The organism is Vreelandella nigrificans (assembly GCF_002374315.1).
Classification (GTDB): Bacteria; Pseudomonadota; Gammaproteobacteria; order Pseudomonadales; family Halomonadaceae; genus Vreelandella; species Vreelandella nigrificans.
The window spans coordinates 48,176-71,507 of the sequence record NZ_NWUX01000007.1; the positions used below are offsets into that span (position 1 = coordinate 48,176).

At 53.5% G+C, this 23,332-nt stretch carries 18 protein-coding genes; 8 read left to right on the top strand and 10 right to left on the bottom strand.

The genetic code is table 11. The features are described from left to right. Positions 1–80 precede the first annotated feature (80 nt). The 4 genes from edd to CPA45_RS10140 are packed head-to-tail and all read left to right on the top strand — an operon-like array spanning position 81 to position 4,818. On the top strand, positions 81–1,970 hold the full coding sequence (gene edd / locus CPA45_RS10125) for a phosphogluconate dehydratase (protein WP_096651431.1): 1,890 nt from the start codon (positions 81–83) through the stop codon (positions 1,968–1,970). Further along, the gene (gene glk / locus CPA45_RS10130; RefSeq protein ID WP_096651432.1) at positions 1,970–2,935 is read left to right on the top strand and encodes a glucokinase; all 966 of its coding nucleotides are present in this window, start codon (positions 1,970–1,972) and stop codon (positions 2,933–2,935) included. Before edd ends, glk begins: the two co-directional genes overlap by 1 nt. Before the next feature lie 16 nt (positions 2,936–2,951). Continuing rightward, positions 2,952–3,821, top strand: a complete 870-nt coding sequence (locus CPA45_RS10135) for an aldo/keto reductase (protein WP_096651433.1) — start codon at positions 2,952–2,954, stop codon at positions 3,819–3,821. 37 nt (positions 3,822–3,858) lie between these two features. Continuing rightward, a complete protein-coding gene (locus tag CPA45_RS10140; protein WP_096651434.1) occupies positions 3,859–4,818 on the top strand; it encodes a carbohydrate kinase family protein in 960 nt (319 codons plus the stop codon). Between the two features lie 77 nt (positions 4,819–4,895). Here the strand turns inward: CPA45_RS10140 and CPA45_RS10145 are convergent, their stop codons facing one another. The 4 genes from CPA45_RS10145 to zwf all read right to left on the bottom strand — a co-directional run bounded on the left by CPA45_RS10145 (position 4,896) and on the right by zwf (position 9,492). Further along, positions 4,896–6,422: a glycoside hydrolase family 32 protein gene (locus tag CPA45_RS10145; protein ID WP_096651435.1), complete on the bottom strand. Its 1,527-nt coding sequence runs from the start codon at positions 6,420–6,422 to the stop codon at positions 4,896–4,898. Between the two features lie 205 nt (positions 6,423–6,627). After that, complete coding sequence (locus tag CPA45_RS10150; RefSeq protein ID WP_096651436.1) at positions 6,628–7,290, bottom strand: bifunctional 4-hydroxy-2-oxoglutarate aldolase/2-dehydro-3-deoxy-phosphogluconate aldolase; 663 nt, start codon at positions 7,288–7,290, stop codon at positions 6,628–6,630. A 41-nt stretch (positions 7,291–7,331) separates the two neighbouring features. Beyond that, the gene (gene pgl, locus CPA45_RS10155; protein WP_096651437.1) at positions 7,332–7,997 is read right to left on the bottom strand and encodes a 6-phosphogluconolactonase; all 666 of its coding nucleotides are present in this window, start codon (positions 7,995–7,997) and stop codon (positions 7,332–7,334) included. A 1-nt stretch (position 7,998) separates the two neighbouring features. Continuing rightward, entirely contained in the window at positions 7,999–9,492 is a 1,494-nt protein-coding gene (gene zwf / locus CPA45_RS10160) for a glucose-6-phosphate dehydrogenase (protein ID WP_096651438.1), read from the bottom strand. Positions 9,493–9,837: 345 nt separating this feature from the next. Here zwf and malE point away from each other — a divergent pair, with 345 nt between their 5' ends. From malE to CPA45_RS10180, 4 genes are all read left to right on the top strand, one after another. After that, positions 9,838–11,025, top strand: a complete 1,188-nt coding sequence (gene malE, locus CPA45_RS10165; RefSeq protein WP_096651439.1) for a maltose/maltodextrin ABC transporter substrate-binding protein MalE — start codon at positions 9,838–9,840, stop codon at positions 11,023–11,025. 67 nt (positions 11,026–11,092) lie between these two features. Further along, positions 11,093–12,649: a maltose ABC transporter permease MalF gene (malF, locus tag CPA45_RS10170; RefSeq protein WP_096651440.1), complete on the top strand. Its 1,557-nt coding sequence runs from the start codon at positions 11,093–11,095 to the stop codon at positions 12,647–12,649. Between the two features lie 10 nt (positions 12,650–12,659). Continuing rightward, positions 12,660–13,550: a maltose ABC transporter permease MalG gene (gene malG, locus CPA45_RS10175; protein ID WP_096651441.1), complete on the top strand. Its 891-nt coding sequence runs from the start codon at positions 12,660–12,662 to the stop codon at positions 13,548–13,550. Between the two features lie 200 nt (positions 13,551–13,750). Beyond that, a complete protein-coding gene (locus CPA45_RS10180) occupies positions 13,751–15,238 on the top strand; it encodes a TrkH family potassium uptake protein (protein WP_096651442.1) in 1,488 nt (495 codons plus the stop codon). A gap of 16 nt (positions 15,239–15,254) precedes the next feature. On the opposite strand, the gene CPA45_RS10185 is transcribed toward CPA45_RS10180, so the two are convergent. The 6 genes from CPA45_RS10185 to kdpF are packed head-to-tail and all read right to left on the bottom strand — an operon-like array spanning position 15,255 to position 23,190. Continuing rightward, positions 15,255–15,992 (bottom strand): response regulator, encoded by a 738-nt coding sequence (locus tag CPA45_RS10185; protein WP_096651443.1) that lies wholly within the window; start codon positions 15,990–15,992, stop codon positions 15,255–15,257. Beyond that, complete coding sequence (locus CPA45_RS10190; RefSeq protein WP_096651444.1) at positions 15,982–18,666, bottom strand: sensor histidine kinase; 2,685 nt, start codon at positions 18,664–18,666, stop codon at positions 15,982–15,984. The genes CPA45_RS10185 and CPA45_RS10190 overlap by 11 nt, the downstream gene beginning before the upstream one ends. 4 nt (positions 18,667–18,670) lie before the next feature. Beyond that, a complete protein-coding gene (gene kdpC / locus CPA45_RS10195) occupies positions 18,671–19,351 on the bottom strand; it encodes a potassium-transporting ATPase subunit KdpC (protein WP_244287578.1) in 681 nt (226 codons plus the stop codon). A gap of 10 nt (positions 19,352–19,361) precedes the next feature. Continuing rightward, entirely contained in the window at positions 19,362–21,398 is a 2,037-nt protein-coding gene (kdpB, locus tag CPA45_RS10200; RefSeq protein WP_096651445.1) for a potassium-transporting ATPase subunit KdpB, read from the bottom strand. 10 nt (positions 21,399–21,408) lie between these two features. After that, on the bottom strand, positions 21,409–23,100 hold the full coding sequence (gene kdpA, locus CPA45_RS10205) for a potassium-transporting ATPase subunit KdpA (RefSeq protein WP_096651446.1): 1,692 nt from the start codon (positions 23,098–23,100) through the stop codon (positions 21,409–21,411). Positions 23,101–23,109: 9 nt separating this feature from the next. Then, positions 23,110–23,190: a K(+)-transporting ATPase subunit F gene (gene kdpF, locus CPA45_RS23265; RefSeq protein ID WP_096651447.1), complete on the bottom strand. Its 81-nt coding sequence runs from the start codon at positions 23,188–23,190 to the stop codon at positions 23,110–23,112. Positions 23,191–23,332: the final 142 nt, after the last annotated feature.

Below are 23,332 nucleotides of genomic sequence, written 5' to 3' on the forward strand. Positions count from 1 at the left end.
GCAAAGTATCTTAAAATGAGTATAAAATATGTAAGATAACCACAATCCAAACTTGCCGTTTCTACCGTGCAGAGGTCTATATGCCGAGCCCAACCCCCGCCACCCTCAACTCAACTGTTGCTGATGTTACCCAACGCATTCGTGAACGCTCTGCCGAACGGCGCGCACTTTATGAGCGCCGCATGGCCGATCAGCACAGCCGTGGCGTGCATCGCGCGGAGCTCTCTTGCGGCAACCTAGCCCATGGTTTTGCCGCCTGTAGCGCCCAGGAGAAAGATGCCTTAAAGCTGATGAACAGCGCCAACCTGGGAATTATCTCCTCCTACAACGATATGCTCTCGGCCCACCAGCCGTTTGAAACCTTCCCTGAAACGATTAAAGCAGCCGCTAATGCCATGGGCTCAACCGCCCAGTTTGCCGGTGGCGTTCCTGCCATGTGCGATGGTGTTACCCAAGGGCAACCAGGCATGGAGCTTTCGCTGTTTTCCCGCGATGTCATCGCTATGGCCGCGGCTGTAGGGCTTTCTCATAACATGTTCGATGCTGCCCTTTATCTGGGGGTGTGCGACAAAATTATCCCTGGTCTGTTTATCGCCGCGGCACGCTTTGGCCACCTGCCTGCGATGTTCGTACCGGCGGGCCCGATGCCCAGCGGTTTACCGAACAAAGAGAAAGCGCGCATTCGTCAGCTTTACGCTGAAGGCAAAGTTGGCCGAGAAGAGCTACTGCAAGCGGAGTCCGACTCCTACCATAGCCCTGGCACCTGCACGTTCTACGGCACGGCTAACTCTAACCAGTTGATGATGGAAGTAATGGGGCTTCACCTACCGGGTACCTCGTTTGTAAACCCAGGCACTGAGATGCGTGAAGCACTCACCCGTTACGCCACGGAACAAGCGATTCGTAACACCGCACCCGGCGGCGACTACCGCCCGTTCTATAAACAGATCGACGAGCGCGCAATTGTCAACGCGGTGGTGGGCTTACTCGCTTCTGGCGGCTCAACCAACCACACGATGCACCTGATTGCCATGGCTGCTGCCGCAGGCATCACCCTAAACTGGGACGACTTCACTGATCTGTCAGCGGTCACCCCTAGCTTGATGCAGGTCTACCCCAACGGCCAAGCGGACATTAACCATTTTCAGGCAGCGGGCGGTATGAGCTACCTGTTCCGCGAGCTGCTGGGTGCAGGCCTACTGCACGGGGATATTCCCACCGTATTCGGTACTGATCTCACTGCCTACACCCAAGAACCATTTCTGGAAGATGGCAAAGTAGTATGGCGTGAAGGCCCTGAGAAAAGCCTGGATGAAGACGTCTTACGCCCAGTGGCCACCCCTTTCGCCGCTACCGGCGGCCTGACCGTAATGAAAGGCAATCTAGGCCGTGGTGTGATTAAAGTCTCGGCGGTTGCTGAGGAGCACCGTGTAGTAGAAGCACCCGTAAAGATTTTCGAAGACCAAAACGAGATGAAGGCGGCTTTCGAATCGGGTTCTCTGGATCGCGATGTGATTGTGGTCGTACGCTTCCAAGGCCCGAAAGCCAACGGCATGCCAGAGCTGCACAAACTGACACCGTTCTTAGGCGTGCTGCAAGATCGCGGTTTCAAGGTGGCGCTGGTAACTGATGGCCGCATGTCCGGTGCTTCTGGCAAAGTGCCAGCAGCGATTCACATCAGCCCTGAAGCGCTGGATGGCGGCCCGCTGGCAAAACTACGGGACGGCGATATTGTACGCCTGGACGCCAATGCAGGTACGCTGGAAGCGAAAGTTGACACCGCTACCTGGACAGATCGCGAGCACGTAGAGGCTAACTTGGACCACTATCACGTTGGTCTGGGCCGCGAACTATTTAGCGGCTTCCGCCACTTGGCCATGCGTGGTGAAGAAGGCGCCGGCTCGCTGGGCGGCTTCGAAGCCGACGACCTTGCTCGCCAACAAGACCAGATTCTTCAAGAGGATGCCTGATGCGATCGGCATTAATTGGTGATATTGGTGGCACTAATGCACGCTTGGCGCTGGTCACGCCAGGCGAGGTAGCGCCTCACGACATTGTGAACCTGCCCTGCGCCGACTACCCAGGTGTAGTGGAAGCGGTTAAGGACTACCTGGAACGTGTCGGCGCGACGGGTGACAACGCGCCTCAAGAAGCTTGCTTAGCTTTCGCCTGCCCCGTTCACGCCGAGCGGGTCAAAATGACCAATAATCACTGGGACTTTATGAAAAGTGATGTTCAGCAGACGCTGAACCTGTCGCTGTTCAAAGTGATTAACGACTTTACCGCTCAGGCGCTGGGCGTGCCCCATGTGGACACTGGCAACTTAGTGCAAGTACAAGCAGGTGTGGCTCAATCCCATTCCGCCCGTTTGGTGATTGGCCCCGGTACAGGGCTAGGCGTTGCGGGTGTTTTCCCCGGTCAGCATGCATGGATACCGCTGCCCACCGAAGGCGGCCATGTGACGTTCGCCCCGACGGATAGCACCGAACGTGCGCTGCTTGACGTATTTTTACAACACCACAACCGCGTTAGCGTCGAGCGCATTTTATGCGGCCAAGGCCTTCTGGAACTGTATCAGGCACATTGTGCACTGAACGAACAAACACCTAGCTACACAACGCCAGCAGAGGTTACCCAAGCTGCTAACCAGGGTGATCCCATTGCTACCACTACCCTATTGCGCTTTTTAAAAATTCTTGGCGATGTATGTGGCGATGCGACCCTGACCATGGGCGCCAGAGGTGGCGTGTACCTCTGCGGCGGTATTTTACCGCGCCTGTTGGAGTGGCTACCAAAGTCCGAGTTACGTGACAGTTTTGTGAATAAGGGTCGTATGGGCGCCTATAACGCCGATATCCCCGTATGGGTTGTTACCCACCCATGGGTGGGGCTGCTGGGCGCCGCCGAAGCGCTGCACAACGAAGAAGTCTTTTAACTTATTAGGAATGCCCATGCCTGCTCACACCTTCGACGTGCCCTTTGTTCTCGGCATGATGCGCCTGCATGAAGCACCAGAGATGCACCAAACGAATCACCTTGCCGACTGGATCGAAGCGCGTATTGAGCAGGGTTTGCACTGTTTCGACCATGCTGACATTTACGGAAACAGTGATTGCGAGACGCTGTTTGGTCAAGCGCTGCGCGCCCGCCCCTCGCTGGCCAAGCGGCTTCACGTGGTGACCAAGGCTAGCATTGCCAACGACAACCCAGCCCGCAGCTCTAACAAGGTGAAGCACTACAATGCTAGCCCCGATTATCTAAGCCACGCCATTGACAATGCCCTGAACCGCCTGGGCGTTGAGCGGCTAGATCATTTTTTGATTCACCGCCCTGATCTACTAATGGATGCCGTCACTACTGGCCGGGTACTGGATGAAGCGATTATGGCAGGCAAAATTGGCGCGGCGGGCATTTCCAATCATTTGCCAAGTCAGTGGCGCAGGCTACAAAACGCCATGCACCACCCTTTACGTGCCAACCAGATCGAGCTTTCCATTAACCATACCGCCCCACTGTTTGATGGCAGCTTTGATGATCTATGTGCCGACGGTCATGCGCCGATGGCATGGTCACCGCTAGCGGGCGGCACACTAATGCAAGGCGACGTGGGTAACGCTCTTAACCACTTTGCCCGCGAGCAAAACAGCACCCCTAATGCGCTAGCACTAGCCTGGCTGCGTACACTGCCTAATCGCCCGGTCCCCGTTGTGGGCAGCGTAAAGCCAGAGCGGATTGCTGAAATGCTAAACGGGCCTGAGACGCTTCCAAGAGAGACCTGGTACGCGCTATTAGAGGCCGCGCGAGGCCACTGTGTCGCGTAACCCCTTCATCAATATTAATAATGACAAGGAATAACTTATGACGCCGGTGATTGCTTTCGGTGAAGCCTTGGTTGATATGCTATCCAGCCGCTTAGGCGATGACACTGGGCAGGAAACCTTCACACCTTACGCAGGTGGCGCACCTGCTAATGTCGCCGTTGCCTGTGCCCGACTTAACGTGCCCAGCCAGTTTTTAGGCATGGTAGGCGACGATACGTTTGGCCACTTCCTTATTCGTGAGCTAAAAAGCCATGGTGTGGATACCCAGGGCGTGGTACTGACAAAAGAAGCACGGACGGCGCTGGCGTTTGTCTCCAGGGACAGTAGCGGCGAGCGCACGTTTGATTTTTATCGCCCACCGGCAGCCGACTTGCTTTATCGCACTGAGCACCTGCCCCACGGCGTATTTGAACAACCCGCTATTGTCCACTTATGCAGCAATAGTCTGACTGATTCAGAAATTGCCGACACTACCTTAGCCATTGCATCGATGGCTAAGCGTGCAGGCTGTTTAGTGAGTGTAGATGCCAACCTACGCCACAATTTGTGGATCGAAGGGTCAGCTAACCTCTGGCTAGTGACCGAGCTATTGGACAGCGCCGATCTCATCAAAGTATCGCTAGAGGAGCTTGATTATCTGCGTGGCGGGCACTCACAGGAAGCGTGGCTATCTGAACGGCTTGCCAGTGGGGTAAAAGTGATTTTAATCACCGACGGCCCTAACAATGTGGTCCTGAAAGGCGTCGGCCTTGATCACACAATCACGCCGCCACAGGTGACCGCTGTTGATACTACCGCTGGCGGTGATGCGTTTATTGGCGGCCTGCTGGCGGAGCTTTCACAACACGGCATTGATGAGAACTGGCATCAGGACAGTGCCTTTCTAACCCGAGCGGTAGATATTGCCTGCCGCTGTGGCGCTCACGCAGTGACACGCCCAGGCGCCTACGCCGCACTGCCAACTCATAGTGATATTGAAGCGCTAAGAAATACGTAACGCCTGTAGCAAAAAGGGCGTGCAACAACACGCCCTTAACCATGTCTCCAGCTTATACGCTACATCCCACTAACACGCTAATAAGTACAAGAAGTGACCGCATTTTTTTCTTGCGCTACCGCTTCTTTCCTCGATACCACATTGCCTTCTAGTAACCTTGCGCTGCCTTCCAAAACTTTCACATCAAGTGAGCCTTTAATTTGACTTATAAAGCTAACCTGAGTAATCGCTCGTTGCTGCGTATCACCGTTAACCAGAATCTCCAACGAGCCATGGTCGCACCACCACTCTACCGTGACGGTTAATCCATCAATGCTACCCGCCGCATGATCACAGGCAAAATGGTTATCGAAAGCAGCTTGTCCATTCACACCTTGTCGCGTATAGCGCAGTGCAACGTCCTCGTCTCCCGCTTCAAGAATAAGCCACTGATGATCGCCCTGTTGAAGTGACAGCGCCACTCGGCTGCCTGGCATCAAGGTAAACGTAAGCACCCCACGCCCTATCGCTTGCTGAGAGGCCAAGAGCACATGCTGGCCAACACCTAGCCACTCCTGCGGCACAATGGTTTGCGGATAAGCCGTTAACGCTTCATGGCACTCGCTGGCGATACGCTGACAAAGCTGAATACCTCTTGATGTCGCACGCAGGGTGAGCTCTCTAGGTAGACTCATCATTCCTCGCCAACCTGCTTCGGGCGCATGATTGGCATACTGCCAATTATTGAGCCAAGCCACGGCTAAACGACGCCCCGGGGTATTCGACCAGCTTTGCACGGCGTAGAAGTCGCGCCCTTCGTCCATCATCATGACGTCATGGGGCGAATGATCGTTAATAAAACACTGCCCGTCGAATTCCCCCACAAAATATTGCGTGAACGAGCCAAAGGCATTATCTGGCGTAGCGCCAATGCCTACGATTAACACCCAACGGCTAGACACTTGCCCATTTCTAGCACCTTCCACGGGTAGTTCGAACAGATCAGGACATTCCCAAGGGTGCTGAGTATGCGCCCCGTGGCCCTCACCAAAGGCGCTGGCAAACTGCCAGTCCAGCAGGTTTTTCGAAGTATAAAAATGAATTTCCTGCCCGCAGGCCAGCGCCATTACCCAACGCTGGGTAGCCGAGTGCCACAACACTTTTGGGTCACGAAAGTCTTTAAATCCTGGCGGTGGCAAGATTGGATTATGTGCAAAACGCTGCCAAGTACGCCCACGGTCACAGCTGTAGGCTACGCACTGAGACTGCTCATAATCCTCTGGGTCACTGGAGAGCACTTTGTGGCAGGTGTAAAACACCAACAACCCCGGTTTACCACCAAATAGTCCTGTTACATCGAGCTCATCCACCACCGCACTACCTGAGAAGCACGCCCCCTGCTCATCTGGTGCAAGCGCAATAGGCAAATGTTGCCAGCGGCATAGGTCTTTACTAACCGCATGCCCCCAGTGCATAGGCCCCCAAACCGTGTCAAAAGGGTGATATTGATAAAAGAGATGGTACTCGCCCTCAAAATATACCAACCCATTGGGATCATTCATCCAGCCCATAGGCGGCGTCATGTGCAGCTGCGGCCGCTGGGGCACAAAATTCGCTAACGTCATGCTAAAACCTTAACTTAATCGTTTAAGTTAGCGTATCACGACCAATAGCTATAAGGCTTACCTTCTTTAGGCGTATGTGTAAAGTAGGTATAAAAAAGCCCGAGCATGGCAATATGCTCGGGCAAACGTCTTGCGCACACGACCCGACATCAGTGAGGCAAGTTACGAGAGTGCTCAGTATGGCCTACATCATGCTAATCACAGATTAGTGGTGAAACCGTTCGGAGGCTTGCCGAGCTAGCTCACGGATGCCGTCCCAATCTTCTGCATCAACCATTGCTTTGGGCGTTAACCAGGAGCCACCTACACACATGACGTTGGGTAGGGAAAGGTATGTATCAGCATTGTCTACGGTAATGCCGCCAGTGGGACAGAAGCGCGCTTCCGGTATCGGGGCACCAAATGCTTTAATCGCTTTTGCACCGCCACTGGATTCAGCAGGGAAGAACTTGAAACGGCGATAGCCGTACTGCCACCCGGTCATTAGCTCGGAAATAGTCGAAACACCGGGCAACATGGGCACAGGGCTCTCTACGCCGTAGCGGTATAGCGCTTCGGTTGCGCCGGGGGTGACCACAAAATCTGCACCGACCTGCTCAGCCTGACGGTACTGGGCCGGCGTTAATACCGTACCCACGCCAATACTGGCACCCGGTAACGCTTGACGCATACGTTTGATGGCTTCTAGTGCACAGTCAGTACGCAGGGTGATCTCCAACACAGTTAAGCCACCCTCTACCAGGGCGCGACCCAGCGGTACGGCATCTTCAATGCGCTCTATGGTAATTACCGGAATGACTTCAGCTTTTAAGCAAATGCTGTCTAGCTCGGCGGTGCGGGTTGAGGGTAACTGTTTATCGATGGTCATCTATAAATCTCCAAGCAATTATTATTGGCGAAGGCCTGCCCCTAGGGCGCCCAGTAAATCGCCAGCGGGCAAGATAGGAAGGCGCGGATGGGCAGTTGGCGAACATCATCACCACTCATGGCATTGGCCAATACAGTGCGTTTTTCATCGCCGGTAATATGCAGAATATGCCGCTTTGCCTGATGCAGACGGTCGGCAGAGAAGGTAATCCGTGGTTGTGGCTGGCTTGGTGTTCTTACCGCCACTAAAAGCTCATCCGTGGCAAGCGCCAGGGTCAGTTCGGGGCTATCAGGGAATAGCGATGCTGTATGGCCATCTCCCCCCATACCCAAGATGACAACACTGGCAGGCCAGGGCAGAGATGCTGCGCGCTTAGCAACCTCCTCAACACCCTCTTCCGGCGTCAAATCACCAGTGGTCAATGGTACAAAGTTGGCATCAGCAGCCGCTCCCTGGAGCAGGTTTTCCCGTACGAGCTTGGCATTACTATCGCGGCTTTGCTCATCGACCCAACGCTCATCGGCCAGGGTAATATCAACCTGCTTCCAAGGCAGATGCTTCGCCGCTAGGGCTTTGAAAAATGGCACCGGAGTGGAGCCACCAGATACGACCAAGAGAACACGTTCTTGTCGGGCAAGATCATCCGTTAATGCTTGAAAAACCGCCTCTGCTAACTGCTCGGCCAACGCTTGGCGTAATTCACTCATATCAATAATCCTCATACCAGCTGCGGCCGTCTTGGGTAATCATAGCGATGGAGGCAACCGGCCCCCAAGAGCCGGCGGGGTAGCGGCGCGGCGGTGTTTCCCGTACTTTCCAGCCGTCGATGAGCTGGTCGCACCAACGCCAGGCATGCTCAACTTCATCCCGGCGTACAAATAGATACTGCTGGCCTTTCATCACTTCTAGCAGCAAACGTTCATAGGCATCAGGGATACGCGATTTTGGGAAAGCGCTATTAAAATCCAAATGCAATGGACCAGGACGCAAGCGCATGCCTTTGTCTAAGCCGCTATCTTTGGTAAGCACCTGTAGAGCAATACCCTCTTCCGGCTGCAGACGGATAATCAGTTTATTAGACGCAATACCACGCTGATCGGGGTCAAAGATGTAGTGCGGCTGCTGACGGAAGTGAATAACAATTTGCGACAGTTTTTCTGGCATGCGCTTACCGGTACGCAGGTAAAACGGCACGCCTGCCCAACGCCAGTTGGCCACTTCGGTCTTCATCGCCACAAAGGTCTCAGTATGGCTTTGAGTATTAGCCCCCTCTTCCTCCAGGTAACCAGGTACCGGCTGGCCATCGCTGGTTCCCGCAATATATTGGCCCCGCACCACATCACGGCCTAAGGCCTCGCCAGTAAACGGCTTCAGAGCCTTCAGCACTTTCACCTTCTCATCTCGGATAGCATCTGCATCCAGGTTGGAAGGTGGATCCATGGCGATCAAACAGAGCAGCTGCAGCAAGTGGTTCTGCACCATATCTCGCAGCTGACCAGCGTCATCGAAGTAACCCCAGCGGCCTTCAATGCCCACCTTTTCCGCGACGGTGATTTCAACGTGGGAAATATGATTCTGGTTCCACTGAGTGCCAAATAGCGGATTAGCAAAGCGCAAGGCAATCAGGTTCTGTACTGTTTCTTTACCTAGGTAGTGATCGATACGATAGATTCGCGACTCGGGGAACACCGCACCGATGGCATCATTGATCTGTTCTGAAGAGGCCAGGTCATAGCCAATTGGCTTCTCAACTACCACACGGCTTTCATCATCCAGGCTGCCGCTGGCCTGAAGGTTATAGCAAATATCGCCATAAATACGTGCTGCCACAGAGAGGTACACCACCATGGGCTGGCTGGAACCTTCACGCCACTGGCGTATCTGTTCAAAACCACCTGCTTCTTTGAAATCCAGCTTGAGGTAGTCTAGGCGGTTAAGGAAACGCTCAAGGCTCTCTGGGTCCTGCTCACCTTTTTTGAGACGCTTTTGCAACGCCCGGCTTACCAGTTGGCGAAATGCATCAACATCGTGTTCCTGGCGTGCCAGCCCCATAATCCGCGTACTTTCAGGCATCAAGCCTTCGCGGTCTAAATGATAAAGCGCGGGAAACAACTTGCGCATAGCAAGATCGCCTAACGCACCAAAAAGCGCTAAATCAATCGCATGCTTTGGATCGCCCAGCGGGGCATGTGACTGGCTCATCTCAGCTCCTATTTGTAATTAGATGATCTAATGTAGTTAGATTACCTAAAATCTATCTGATAATGGGCATTATACGCAACATTTCGTGTAATTTTACTACAAATATTGTTTCCTACCTCCTATTAATGCTTTTTACTTAGTCACCCAGCCAGCATTCACAGCGCACTTATCCACTCCAGCAAGTACTTTCCGCCCTACGCCCCTTAGATACGCCACCCGGCCTTGCCACAGGGAGGAGGTAGCTTTGCGCTGAATTAGCGACGCTGGTAATGAACAAAGCACGTCTAATCGCCTTCGTGCATATGCGCAATAACAATAATGTTAAAAAAACGAGGTAATCACATCATGGCAATGTCTCGAGCATTTTTCACGCCACTGCTGACCGCTACGCTAGCTACCTGCGCCACCTTACCTGCCTTTGCATTCGAGGATGACCGTCTAACTATCTGGATGGGTGACAATAAAGGCCAGGAAGGAATTCGCGTTGTTGCCGAGCAGTTTTTTGAAGACACGGGAATAAAGGTAGAAGTGGTCTTCCCTGACAACCTTACCGACCGCTTCCAGCAGGCAGCTGGCAGCGGCCAAGGCCCGGATATCGTGATCTGGGCACACGACAGGATAGGCGAATGGGCGCAAAGCGGGTTACTACAACGGGTCGCTCCCAGTAACGCCTTCCGTGAGGAATTTTATGACTTTACCTGGGAAGCCGCGTTGTGGAATGGCGAAACCTACGGCTATCCGATATCGGTTGAATCAGTGGGGCTCATTTATAACAAGGCGTTAGTAGAAACACCGCCAGAAAGCTTTGCCGAACTGATGGAACTTGATACAACGCTATCTCAAGAAAGCAAAAAAGCCATCCTGTTTGATTACAGTGAACCCTATTACGGCTGGACACTGCTTGCTGCCAACGGAGGCTACCCTTTCAAGCAGACAGAGAACGGTTTTAATGTCAGCGATATAGGCGTGAATAACGAAGGAGCCCTGCAAGGGGCTGAGCTGCTAGTACAACTGATTGAAAGCGGCGTACTGCCCCGGGGAACCGATTACAACTTAATGGACACCCGCTTCAACCGAGGCGAAGTAGCCACCATGATCAGCGGCCCCTGGGCATGGCCTAATCTGGAGCGCAGCGGGATAGATTATGGCGTCGCACTGCTGCCCAAAGTAGGTGATGAACGAGCCAAACCGATGTTCGGTGTGATGACCGCGATGATCAACACGGCAACACCGAACGACTTTTTAGCTATTGAGTTTTTGGAAAGTTACCTGCTAAGTGAAGATGGCATACGCACCTTCAATAGCGATGGCTCACTGGGTGCGGTAGCACATATCAGTTACCAGGCAGAACTTGCTGATAACCCTAACATCGCCGCAACACTTGAAAACGCGGAAGCGGGCACGCCTATGCCGAACATTCCTGAAATGGGGGCTTTCTGGGCAGCCATGGAGCCTGCGCTGCAAAACATCGGCAGCGGGCGCCAATCGCCTCAAGAAGCACTAGATGCAGCAGCTCGGCGTATGCGCCAGTAGCACTTTTTTGCCCCTGCTGCCCGGCGGTGCTTGCTACTGGGTAGCAAGCAGCCTTTAGGAAATCTCTATGTATACCACCAATGCGTCTCGTGGCCTCCCCCGCCACCGTTCTCGCCACCTCGCCGAACGTTACACACGCTGGACACTACGCTGCCTAATCGCTGTATTAGTGATCGCACTTTTATGGCTAGTACTGGCATTTCACCTTAATGGCCAGTGGATGTTTGCACTGCTCTTTTCAGTGCTAGGTGGCTCGCTGGCAGTGGTGTTTACCAAACGCACGCTGATGAGCCACCGCTATATTTTCCCAGCGGTGGCAGGACTTGGGGTGTTTGTTATTTTTCCGCTGCTTTACACCATTGGCATCAGCTTTAGTAATTACAGCTCAAGTAATTTACTTTCTGAAGAGCGCGTGCGCAGTCAGCTGCTGCGCCAGACCTACCAAGAAGATGACGCCGCGTTTGACCTTGCGCTTTATCGTGAGGGCGATTTAACTCGGCTACTGCTGGATAGCGGCACACAGCAGTTTGTTTCGTCGCCGCTTAACTTAGAGAACCAGGAAATCCGCCAAATAGGTATACAAGCAGCTGACGCACTACCTACTAGTGAAACACTGCCAATGCGCGAAATGATCCAGGCCCGTAGTGCTCTTCAAGCGCTGCGTTTAATAACGCCGGATGGTACTGAGCTGCGCATGGCGGGCATTCGTCAGTTTGCACCGATGCTCGACCGCTATGAGCCGCGTGAAAACGGCACGCTTTTTGACCGCCGCGATGACCGGCTGCTGACACCAGATCACACTATTGGTTTTTTCGTCGCTGATACCGGAGAGCGTATTACACCTGGCTGGCCAGTGAATGTTGGATTTGCCAACTACACACAGATCTTTACTGACCCCGATATTCGCGGCCCATTCATGCAGATATTTGTATGGACCTTTGTGTTTGCTGCACTTACCGTCGTTTTTACCCTTGCGGTAGGCTTTGTGCTGGCATCACTGCTGCAGTGGGACCAGCTCAAGGGCAAAGCCATTTATCGCACGCTGTTAATTCTGCCTTACGCCGTGCCCGCCTTTATCTCCATCCTGATTTTTAAAGGCATGTTTAACCAGCACTTCGGTGAAGTGAATATGATTCTGGACACACTTTTTGGCGTTCGGCCAGAGTGGTTCACCGACCCGTGGCTGGCGCGTTCCATGCTACTGGTTGTCAATACATGGCTGGGCTACCCCTATATGCTGCTGCTGTGCATGGGACTAATCCAAGCCATCCCCCAAGATCTCTATGAAGCCTCAGCGGTAGATGGTGGAGGCCCAATTACTAATCTGTTCAAGATTACCCTGCCGCTGATTATTAAACCGCTAACACCACTGTTAATTGCCGCCTTTGCGTTTAACTTCAATAACTTCGTCCTGATTGCACTATTAACGGGAGGCAACCCTGACATTTTGGGCGCAAGTACCCCGGCAGGTACCACAGATCTATTGGTCAGCTACACCTACCGCATTGCCTTCCAGGATGCCGGACAGAACTTTGGGCTGGCAGCCGCCATCGCAACGCTCATTTTCCTCTTGGTCGCAGGTATGTCACTGCTTAATTTGCGCCTTTCCAAGGTTAAGGTTTAGGAGGTTACTCATGGCCATGGTTCAACCCCGTTCAGTTGGTGCGCGCCGCTTAGGCGCTCACCTTGCACTGATCTGCTTTGTTTCGCTGATCGTCTTCCCACTGCTGCTGGTGATTTCGATTTCATTTCGCGAGGGCAACTTCGCTACCGGCAGCTTGATTCCCGAACGTTTCTCGTTAGAACACTGGTCACTAGCCTTGGGCATACCCTGGGAACGTCCGGACGGCAGTATTGTTCAACCGCCCTTTCCCGTGCTGCTGTGGCTATGGAACTCCATCAAAGTGGCAGTGGTATCTTCAGTGCTAATTCTGATGCTGGCCACTACCAGCGCCTACGCCTTTGCACGTATGCGCTTTAAAGGCAAAGAGCCGCTTTTGAAAGGCATGCTGATTTTCCAGATGTTTCCTGCAGTCTTGTCGCTTGTGGCACTGTACGCCCTGTTTGACCGGCTGGGACAGTTTGTTGGCTGGCTGGGCATCAACACCCACGGCGCACTGATCGTGGCATCACTGGGCGCGGTCGCCCTGCATATCTGGACCATTAAAGGCTACTTTGAGTCGATTGATGGCTCGCTGGAAGAAGCCGCCATGGTGGACGGCGCCAGCACTTGGCAGGCGTTCCGCTACATCCTGCTGCCGCTGTCGATTCCCATTTTGATGGTGGTTTTCATTCTGGCTTTCGTCATGAGCATTATGGAATACCCCATGGCCTCAGTACTGCTGGTGGATGAACACAAGCTCACTCTGGCAGTAGGTGCTCAGCAATACCTTGCCGACCACAACCAGCGCTGGGGCAACTTTGCCGCCGCCGCAGTGCTTTCCGGCCTGCCCATTACCGTCGCGTTTTTGATCTGCCAGCGCTGGATTATTGGCGGATTAACCGCGGGGGGCGTCAAAGGCTAGCCTTAATCAATACCCGTTTCCTCGCTTGAGCAGCTTGCTCGTAACCGGCCCTATTAATAGGGCCGGTTTTTTCATTACTTCGCTCATTACTATTACTGTTTTCATTACTTGCGTATTTTTTTAGAAAAATTTTACGGACTTTTTGCGATTGCCATGGTGTGATATCGCGCTAAACATTAGGGCAATTTAAGAGCGGATCTATGACCATCTTTCCCACCGGGATTTACTATCGAGACGCTTACCGCAATTGGGCGCAAATTTTTAAAATTATGGCAGTGTTATGGTTAGTTCTTGCCATGTTTATGGCACTGCCTTGGATGGTTCTTGTTATTGAAAAAGATCCTGACGCCCCCGCTTTCGGGATGTCCCTGCTAATTATTCTGAGCGCCACTCTTATTACTTGGTTGCTCACCCGTCGCGTATCGCTGGAGCTGAAGCCCTGGCAAATGTTTATATTGACGGCAGGCAGTTGGACCAGTATTAGCTGCTTTGCCAGTCTTCCGCTTATCTTGGGTGCACCACAACTCAGTGTCACTAATGCAGTGTTTGAGTCGGTCTCCGCTATCACTACCACCGGTTCAACCATTTTATCGGGGATTGACGAGCTATCCGATGGCTTGAAGCTATGGCGAGGCTTAATGCAGTGGATGGGCGGTATCGGCATCATCGTAATGGGCATCGCCATTCTGCCGTTTCTTAAAGTGGGCGGTATGCGGTTATTCCACACTGAATCTTCAGACTGGTCGGATAAAGTGATGCCCCGCACCGGCGGCATTGCGAAAGCGACGCTAAGTATTTATGTGGGGCTGACACTTGTGGCCATGCTGAGTTACTGGGCAGGTGGAATGCTGCCACTAGATGCCGTGGTTCACGGAATGACTTCACTGGCGACCGGTGGCTTTGCTAACTCTGACGCCTCGTTTGGTGCCTACGCTGAGCAGCCGTGGCTACTGTGGATGGGTAGCTTTTTTATGCTGTGTGGCGCGCTACCGTTTGTTTTATATATTCGCTTTATTCGTACATCTCGTAGTGCGCTGTGGAAAGACCAGCAGGTACGTGGCCTGTTAAAGCTTCTGCTAGCAGCCATTGTCATGCTGAGCGCATGGCGAGTGCTCCAGGGCGATGACTGGTTTGTTTCGCTAACTCATGTGACGTTTAATGTGATTTCGGTGGTCACCACCACTGGCTACGCTTCAGATGACTACACACTATGGGGTTCACTGCCAGTGGTTGCGTTTTTCTACCTTACCTTTGTAGGCGGGTGCAGTGGATCTACCAGCGGAGGTATGAAGGTTTTCCGCTTTCAGATTGCCATGATGATGCTGCTCAACCAGCTTCGCTACCTCATCCACGCTAATGGTGTATTCACCTCTCGCTATAATCATCAGCCGGTTACCAGTGATATTTCCCGCAGCGTGGTGGCCTTTTCATTCTTCTTCTTTATTACGATTGCGGTGCTTGCCCTAGGCCTCTCAGCATTGGGGTTGGATTTAGTCACCGCCCTTTCCGGCGCAGCTACTGCGGTGGCGAATGTAGGCCCTGGCCTCGGTGATACCATTGGCCCGGCAGGCAACTTTGCAACGCTTCCCGATGCAGCTAAATGGCTACTGTGCATCGGTATGTTAATGGGTCGCCTGGAAATTTTAACGGTCGTGGTACTGCTCACACCAATGTTCTGGCGACGTTAATATGCTCTGCACAATACTACGTTTCAGGGCGCAGTGTTTCAGGGCGCAGCGCTGTTTCTACTAGCAACCGATACCCGACCCCTGCTTCTGTTTGAAGCAGGGTTGGTGTTTGTGGGTCATCCCCCAGCTTCTGCCGTAGGCGACTAATCACGATACGCAAATAGTGCGTGTCGTCTACATGTGTTGGCCCCCATATCTCTTTTAGCAGCTGGGTTTGTGTGACGACACGCCCAGCGTAGCGACACAGACGAGCCAAGACAGCGAACTCTTTTCGGGTTAAATGGACATCTTCTTGTTGCAGCGTCACCCGCCTTAGATCCAGATCAATCACTAGCCCCTGACTGACATAGTAGCTTGATGTTTGCTCTCCCCGTGCCTTCTGTGCCAAGCGCAATACCGCTCTTATACGCGCAAGTAACTCTTGAATACCAAAGGGCTTGGTCACGTAATCATTGGCACCGTTATCTAACGAAAAGACTTTTTCTTCCTCCCGGTCGCGCACAGATACAACAATGACCGGTACGGTGCTGTGCTCACGTATTCCCTGCAGTACTTCATGGCCCCCCATATCAGGCAAACCTAAATCGAGCAGCACGACGTCGGGGGCTTGGGTATATACCATTGCTAACGCCTGCTTGCCGTTCTCCGCCTCCAGGACGCCATAACCCTGGGAGGCTAGGCTGATACGCAGAAAACGCCGAATCTGCTGCTCATCGTCAACAATCAAAATGCGACCGCTGCCTTCACTCTTCATCACCCCTCCTGATATCTGTACCTAATAATGGCAGCGTTATAATAATCGCGGTGCCTCGCCCACTTTCGCCCGGCTCAGCCATAATCGTGCCGCCGTGGGCACCAATCATGCCACGGCATATGGCTAAACCAAGGCCACTGCCGTGGGCACTTCTGTCGCCGTCTCCACCGCTATAAAACATATCGAATACCTGTTCACGCAGTTCAGGAGAAATACCCGGGCCTTGATCTTCAACAGTAATCACCAGCGTTGCGGGGTCGCCTTCGTTAAGATGCGCTTTGATGCTCAATTCGCCCCCTGGTGGCGAGAAACGTTGAGCATTATCCAAGACATTAACCAGCGCTTGTTCTACCAGCGCAGGGTGAACATAAAGTAGCGGTAACGAAGGAGGCCAAGATTTACGCACGATAACATGCTTGAGGGACTGTCCTAAGCGCTTGAGCGCTGAGTTAATGACGTCGTCAAACGCTACCCAGTCTCGCTCAATTTTTAACGTGCCGTGCCCTAGCCGGGTCATATCCAACAAATTTTGTATGTACCGATTGAGGCGCTCACTCTCGGACAAGATGCCATCGAGCAGCTCACGTTGGTCGCTATCGCTTAGCTGCGGTTTGAGTTCGATCAACGAGCTGGCCGAGCCAATAATAGAAGAGAGTGGCGTACGCAGATCATGGGACACCGACGAGAGTAATGCGGAGCGCAGACGTTCGTTTTCTTCGGAGACACGAGTTGTGTTCAGCTCTGCCACTAGCCGAGTGCGCTCTAGCGCCATACTAAGCTGACGCACCAACGTATCCATTAACGACTCTTGCTCGTGATTGAGTGCTTTTGGGCTTTCCGATAGCTTAAGCGCCAGCATCCCTACTTTTTCTCCCTGCACTGCCAGTGGTATTAAACGCCAAGCCTGTTGGCTCAGGGTGCCGGTGCCTTGGCCACTGGGTTTTTGATGCTGCCAGCTCCACACCGCGGCTTGCTTAGCCGCCATGTTCAATCGTTCCGAATCCGGCAGCGCGTGAACAACACGCACTTCATTCGCGCTTTCGGCAGTTTCAATAAATAGCGTGGGTACCGCGAAACACTGCACCAATGTATCAACGCCAATTTTTGCTGCACTGGCACTGTCTGTCGCGGTCGATAGCTGTTCGGCATAACGCAATAAAAGCTGGGTCTGGTCGCGGCTAGCACGCAGTGCAATCAAACGCCGACGCCCCCTACCCGCAAGCTGCCCGACCACCACGGCCACGAGCAAGAAGAACACTGCGGTCAGCAGTTGCCCACGCTCCACCATGGCAAAGGTTAGACGCGGCTCGGTAAAGAAGAAGTTAAATGCTAAAAAGCTTGCAATGGCACTGAACATCGCCATGGTAGTGCCCGCCCATACGGCACTAAACAGTACAGCCACTAGAAACACTAATGATAGGTTGGCCAGTTCAAGCCAGGGTTCCAGCATGAGGGCTACCCCCAGGGACGCCGATACCGCCAAGCTCGTGCCCAGTAATTGGGGAGGCTGCAGTTTCCAGCCACGCCGCCATTTATCGGTGCGCTTTTTCACGGCTCCTTTAGCCACCACAACGATATCAAATGCCTCGGCATGGGCCATTAAACGATGGGCCAGTGGCCGCGACCAACGCCACCAACGACGCTTTGCTTCGCGACCCACCACAATGGTGGTCACATTAATTGAGCGTGCGTAGTTGAGGACTTCGCTTAGCTGGCTGTGCCCTTGTAAACGTACTGAATCGCCACCCAGCCGCGTGACCAAGCTGAATACTTGTTCAACGACTAGCTGCTGCTCCGGGGAGACAATTCCTTTATCGACGTAGACTGCTCGCCATGCCGCCAAACGCCGCTCTGCCATTCGATGAGCCGCGCGAACCAGCGATACGTCGTCTTCACTTCCATTAATGACCACCAACAGGTGCGGCCTTACCGGCCAGGGGCCTGCCCTGCCACCAGCGCCCATTGCCACCTTTACATCAGTATCCACTCGCTCGGCCATGGTTTGAATCGCCAGCTCACGCAGCGCGTTGAGATTGGATTCATTAAAGTAGCCTTCCATGGCAGCACGGGCTTGCTCGGGAATATAGACTTTTCCACGCCTTAAGCGCTCAAGGAGTTCGTCTGGTGTTAAATCAACCAGCGACACATCTCGGGCGTGCTCTAACAGCGCATCGGGGACCGTTTCGCGCATGCGAATCCCGGTAATCCGAGCGACATCATCATTCAGGCTTTCGAGATGCTGGACGTTAACCGTTGTCCACACGTCGATCCCTGCATCCAGTAGTTCTTCAATATCCTGGTAACGACGAGCATGCCGACTGCCGGGAATGTTACGGTGGGCCAGTTCATCTACCAGCAAAATACTAGGACGCCGCGCCAGGGCCGCATCAATATCAAATTCATAGAATGTTTGGCCATGGTGCTGTAAAGGCGCTAATGGAAGCCGCGCCAACCCATCACACAAGGCTTCGGTATCGGCACGTCCGTGTGACTCCACCACGCCAATCACAATATCCTCACCTTCCTCTGCCCGTTCACGGGCGGTGCGAAGCATGGTGTAGGTTTTACCGACACCGGGCGCGGCTCCCAGAAATACACGCAAACAGCCGCGCGCCTCTCGGCGCGCGGCTTTTAGCAATGTATTGGGATCGGGTCGCTGATCCGCTGAATACATTGGTTTACTCCATGGTGTCTGAAACCGTCGGGGTAACGGACGCTGGGGTTAAGGCTACGGTGCTTGATGATACTGGAAAGCGATCATCCAGACTGACATTCAACCGCAACACATTCACCACCGGCGCCCCCAGCCAGCCTGTGTTTTCAAGTGCTTGGTCAATTAGCTCCACCACACTAGCTTCGTCGATTCCGCGCGCTTGCGCTACTCTCGCAACCTGTAGCTCAGCCGCTTCAGGCGAGATATGTGGGTCGATACCTGATCCAGACGCGGTTATCAGATCTACCGGGATTTGATCAACACTCACGTTTTCACGTTGAGCAATGGCATTTGCATCTGCCTGGGCACGCTCGCGCAGCGATACATTACTCGGTGCCAGGTTAGAGCCCGAGACGTCACCTGCATCATTGCCCGCCGCTGACGGGCGACCAATAAAGTACTCATCGCTGACAAACGTTTGGGACACTAAGCTTGACCCGACCACCCGACCTGAGACGTCTCGAACTAAACTACCTTGGGCTTGCTCGGGGAATAACCAGCCACCCAGTGTTGTGGTAACCAGCGGGTAAATCAGCCCCAAAAGAACTGCCATTACCACCATAAAGCGAAGTGCATTACCCCAGGAAGCCTTTGCCTGCAGCACATCGTCATTCGCAGCGATCTGGCGTTTCATATCTACATTCATGACGTTTCTCCTAGATAAATAACGCAATCAGCATGTCGAGAAGCTTGATGGCAGGGAATGGCAGCAGCAGCCCACCCAGGCCGTAAATCAGCAGATTTCGACGCAACAACTCCGTCGCCGACGCCGCCTTTACAGACACACCGCGTAAGGCAAAGGGAATCAGTGCAGGAATGATTAACGCGTTGAATAGCACCGCTGCTAGCACCGCTGTAGTCGGCGAATGCAGATTCATGACGTCGAGCACACCAAGCGCAGGGAAACTGGCGGCAAATAGCGCTGGCAAAATAACGAAGTATTTAGCCACATCATTAGCCAGCGAGAACGTCGTCAGCGCGCCACGGGTAACCAGCAACTGTTTGCCAATTTCCACCGCACTAATCAGCTTGCCGGGGTCAGAGTCCAGATCCACCATATTGGCCGCTTCACGGGCTGCCTGAGTACCTGAATTCATTGCTAACCCCAGGTCAGCCTGAGCGAGAGCAGGCGCATCGTTAGTGCCGTCCCCCACCATGGCAACCAAACGGCCACTGGCCTGCTCTTCGCGAATCAACGCTAGCTTGCGCTCTGGAGTGGCTTCGGCAATGTAGTCATCCACCCCCGCCGTAGCGGCAATAGCCGAAGCAGTAATCGGGTTGTCACCCGTGATCATTACGGTTTTGATACCCATGGCACGCAGTTCAGCAAACTTCTCCGCGATACCGCTTTTAATCACATCAGACAGCGCCACCACGCCCAAAATCTGCTTACCTTCTGCTACCGCAATGGGGGTTGCACCATCCCGAGAAATACGCGCAATGACCTGCTCATAATCGCTGGGTAGATCGCCGCCTTGGGCCTTTACCCATTCAGCAATGGCATTAGGAGCCCCCTTGCGCAGCTTTTTACCATTGGTCAGATCAACGCCTGACAGGCGTGTTTCCGCACTGAATGCTTCAAAAGTTGCGCCATCAGCTTCTTCACTAAGCTGGACATCGACGCCCTGCTCAGTGGCCAGCGCCACAATGGAACGGCCTTCTGGCGTGGGGTCGTCGAGTGAGGCCAAAAATGCCACGTCACGAACTCGCTGACGCGGGACCTGTTGGCAGGGAGCAAACTCCGTTGCACGACGATCGCCAAGCGTTATCGTGCCGGTTTTATCCAGTAGTAAGGTGTCGATGCTACCAGCAATCTCGACGGCTTTACCGGATTTAGCCACCAGGTTAGCCCGCATAGCGCGCTCCATACCCGCAATACCAATAGCGGGTAAGAGGCCACCTATGGTGGTGGGAATCAAACACACCAGTAACGCCACAAGCATGACCGTGGAGGTTTCAACGCCTACGAAAGCCGCCATGGGCACCAACGTGACGACCACGATCAAAAACACCAGCGTTAGCATGGCCAAGAGTACCGATAGCGCCAGCTCGGAAGGTGTCTTCTGTCGGTTAGCACCTTCCACCAGGGCAATCATGCGATCTAACAACGATTCGCCAGGGTTAGCACTAACTTCAATAATCAGATGATCCGACAACACTTTGGTCCCGGCACTGACACCACTGTTATCGGTGCCCGCTTCACGCAGTACGGGCGCAGACTCACCGGTAACAGCCGACTCATTGATCGAGGCAGCACCTTTAATGATATCGCCATCGGCAGGAATCAGCTCTCCCGCAACAACCTTCACACGATCGCCTTTGCGTAGGGAGTCAGCCGTAACATTGCTGGTCGTACCATCAGCATTCAGCTTAGCTGCCTTCAGTTCTCCCTTGGTTTTACGCAGCGCCCCGGCATGGGCTTTACCACGTGACTCTGCCAGCGACTCGGCACCGGTGGCAAATAGTACGGTGGCCAGCAACAACAACGCTATGGCCAACGCAAAGCCGCCGTTTTCTCCCTGGGCAAAGGCAATGGGCGTCAGCCCAAAGCACACTACGGTACCAATGGCGACCACCGCCATCACGGGGTTGCGCGCTAGTTGATGAGGCGCAAGTCCTTTTACAGCCCCGGCGACGACCTGGCTAATGGGTAGCGAACGACGCGGCTGTTTAGCAAGCTCAGTATGTGACATCTCGTTTCTCCTAGAAGCCTTGCGTCACGGCTTCAGCAATCGGGCCAAGCACTAACGCTGGCAAGAAGCCAAGCAGGTTAACAATCACAATCACACCGGCGGTCAATCCCATAAATGCGGGGCTATCCATCGGCAGAGTGCCGCGTCCCGCGGGTGCAGTGCGCTTCGCTGCCAGCCATCCGGCCACCGCTAATGGCACCAACATGGGCAGGAATCGACCGACCATCAGTGCAATAACACAGGCGAGGTTCCACCACGTCGTATCATCGCCAAGCCCTTCAAAACCAGAGCCGTTATTGGCAAATGCAGAGGTGTATTCATAAAGCACTTGGGATAGGCCGTGGAAACCAGGGTTTGAGGTTCCAGCAGCGCCAGGAATCGCCACGGTAAGCGCGGAGAGACCAAGAATAACTAACGGCTGCGCCAGAATCGCTAGAGAGATCCAGCGCATTTCACGGGTTTCTAGCGGCTTACCAAACAGCTCTGGCGCTCTACCGACCATCAATGAGCCAACAAAAGCCGCCAACATCAGATAGAGAAAGAAACCAATAAGCCCAACGCCCACGCCGCCAAAGGTGACGTTCACAAACATATCCATCAACACCATCATACCGCCCATGGGGTTGAAGCTATCGTGCATGGCGTTAACGGAGCCGTTCGATGTTTGTGTCGTCCAGCTGCCCCATAGAGCAGAAAGATCAGTACCAAATCGCAGCTCTTTGCCTTCCAGATTAGCGCCAGGTTGAGAAAGCTCAGCAAGAGCAGCATTCGGCATACGTTCCGAGGAAACCACAACAGAAGTGGAAATCAGCGAGAACGTTAGCATCACAGCACCAATGCCCATCATTAACCGGCGTCGGCCACTAATCAGCGCGATGGCAATCAGTAAGGCAAAGGGAATGATTGTCAGCGAGGCAGTTTCAATCACATTGGCCAACGGCGTTGGGTTCTCAAGCGGAACGCTAGAGTTTGGCCCATACCAGCCCCCCCCATTGGTACCCAGCTGCTTGATCGCGACCATGGATGCAACTGGCCCCAAAGGGATTGACTGCACTTCTTCCACTTGCGAATCCAGCATTTCAATTTGGTGCGCCGCCTGATAGCTAGAGGGCACTCCTTGCGAGGTCAGTAATAGCGCCACCACCGCTGCCAGCGGTAACATAACGCGCACTACCGTGCGGGTCAGATCATGATAGTAATTGCCAACCCCTGTTAACGTTCCCACAGGCCGGGCCACTAGTAAGGTGCGCGCTATTGCGACAAGTACAGCGAGCCCCGTAGCGGGAGTTAAAAACTGCAGCGTTACAATGGCAAAGGTTTGGCTGAGGTGGGAAAGCTGCGCTTGGCCTGAGTAGTGCTGCTGGTTGGTATTGGTGGCAAACGACACCGCCGTATGGAGCGCTGTATCCCACTTCATGCCGGGTATGCCGTCAGGATTCAGGGGCAGTAAGCCCTGACACATAAACACCAACCATGCCAGCAGTATCAAGCCTACATGCAATTTCAGAATGGCGAGCGCATAGACTTGCCACGTCATTACGCTTTGACTATTAACGCCTGCTAACCGGTAGATAGGCGTTTCTATCACTCTGAATAGCGTGTCGATTCGGCTGGGCTGAGTACTTAGCGCGCGGGCGATGTATATCCCCAATGGCACACCAAGTAATGCCACGATGGCATAAATGGCGATCATGTCGTGCATGGCAATCTCCTAAAAACGCTCGGGGCAAACTAGCGCGTAAAACAAGTACGCTGCTGTGCCGGTCGCGATTATCAACAATACAAAATTCATCGAAGTGCCTCCTTGGATTGGCACCCAGAGCTTAGAGATTGCCTGCGTAAAAAATCGATGACGTTTAAGGCGTTAGCCGTCAAAAAGGCGTAAAAAAATGGGTTTTTCGCTTATTAAGGGGGCTTCCTAGCGCTGTAGCTCT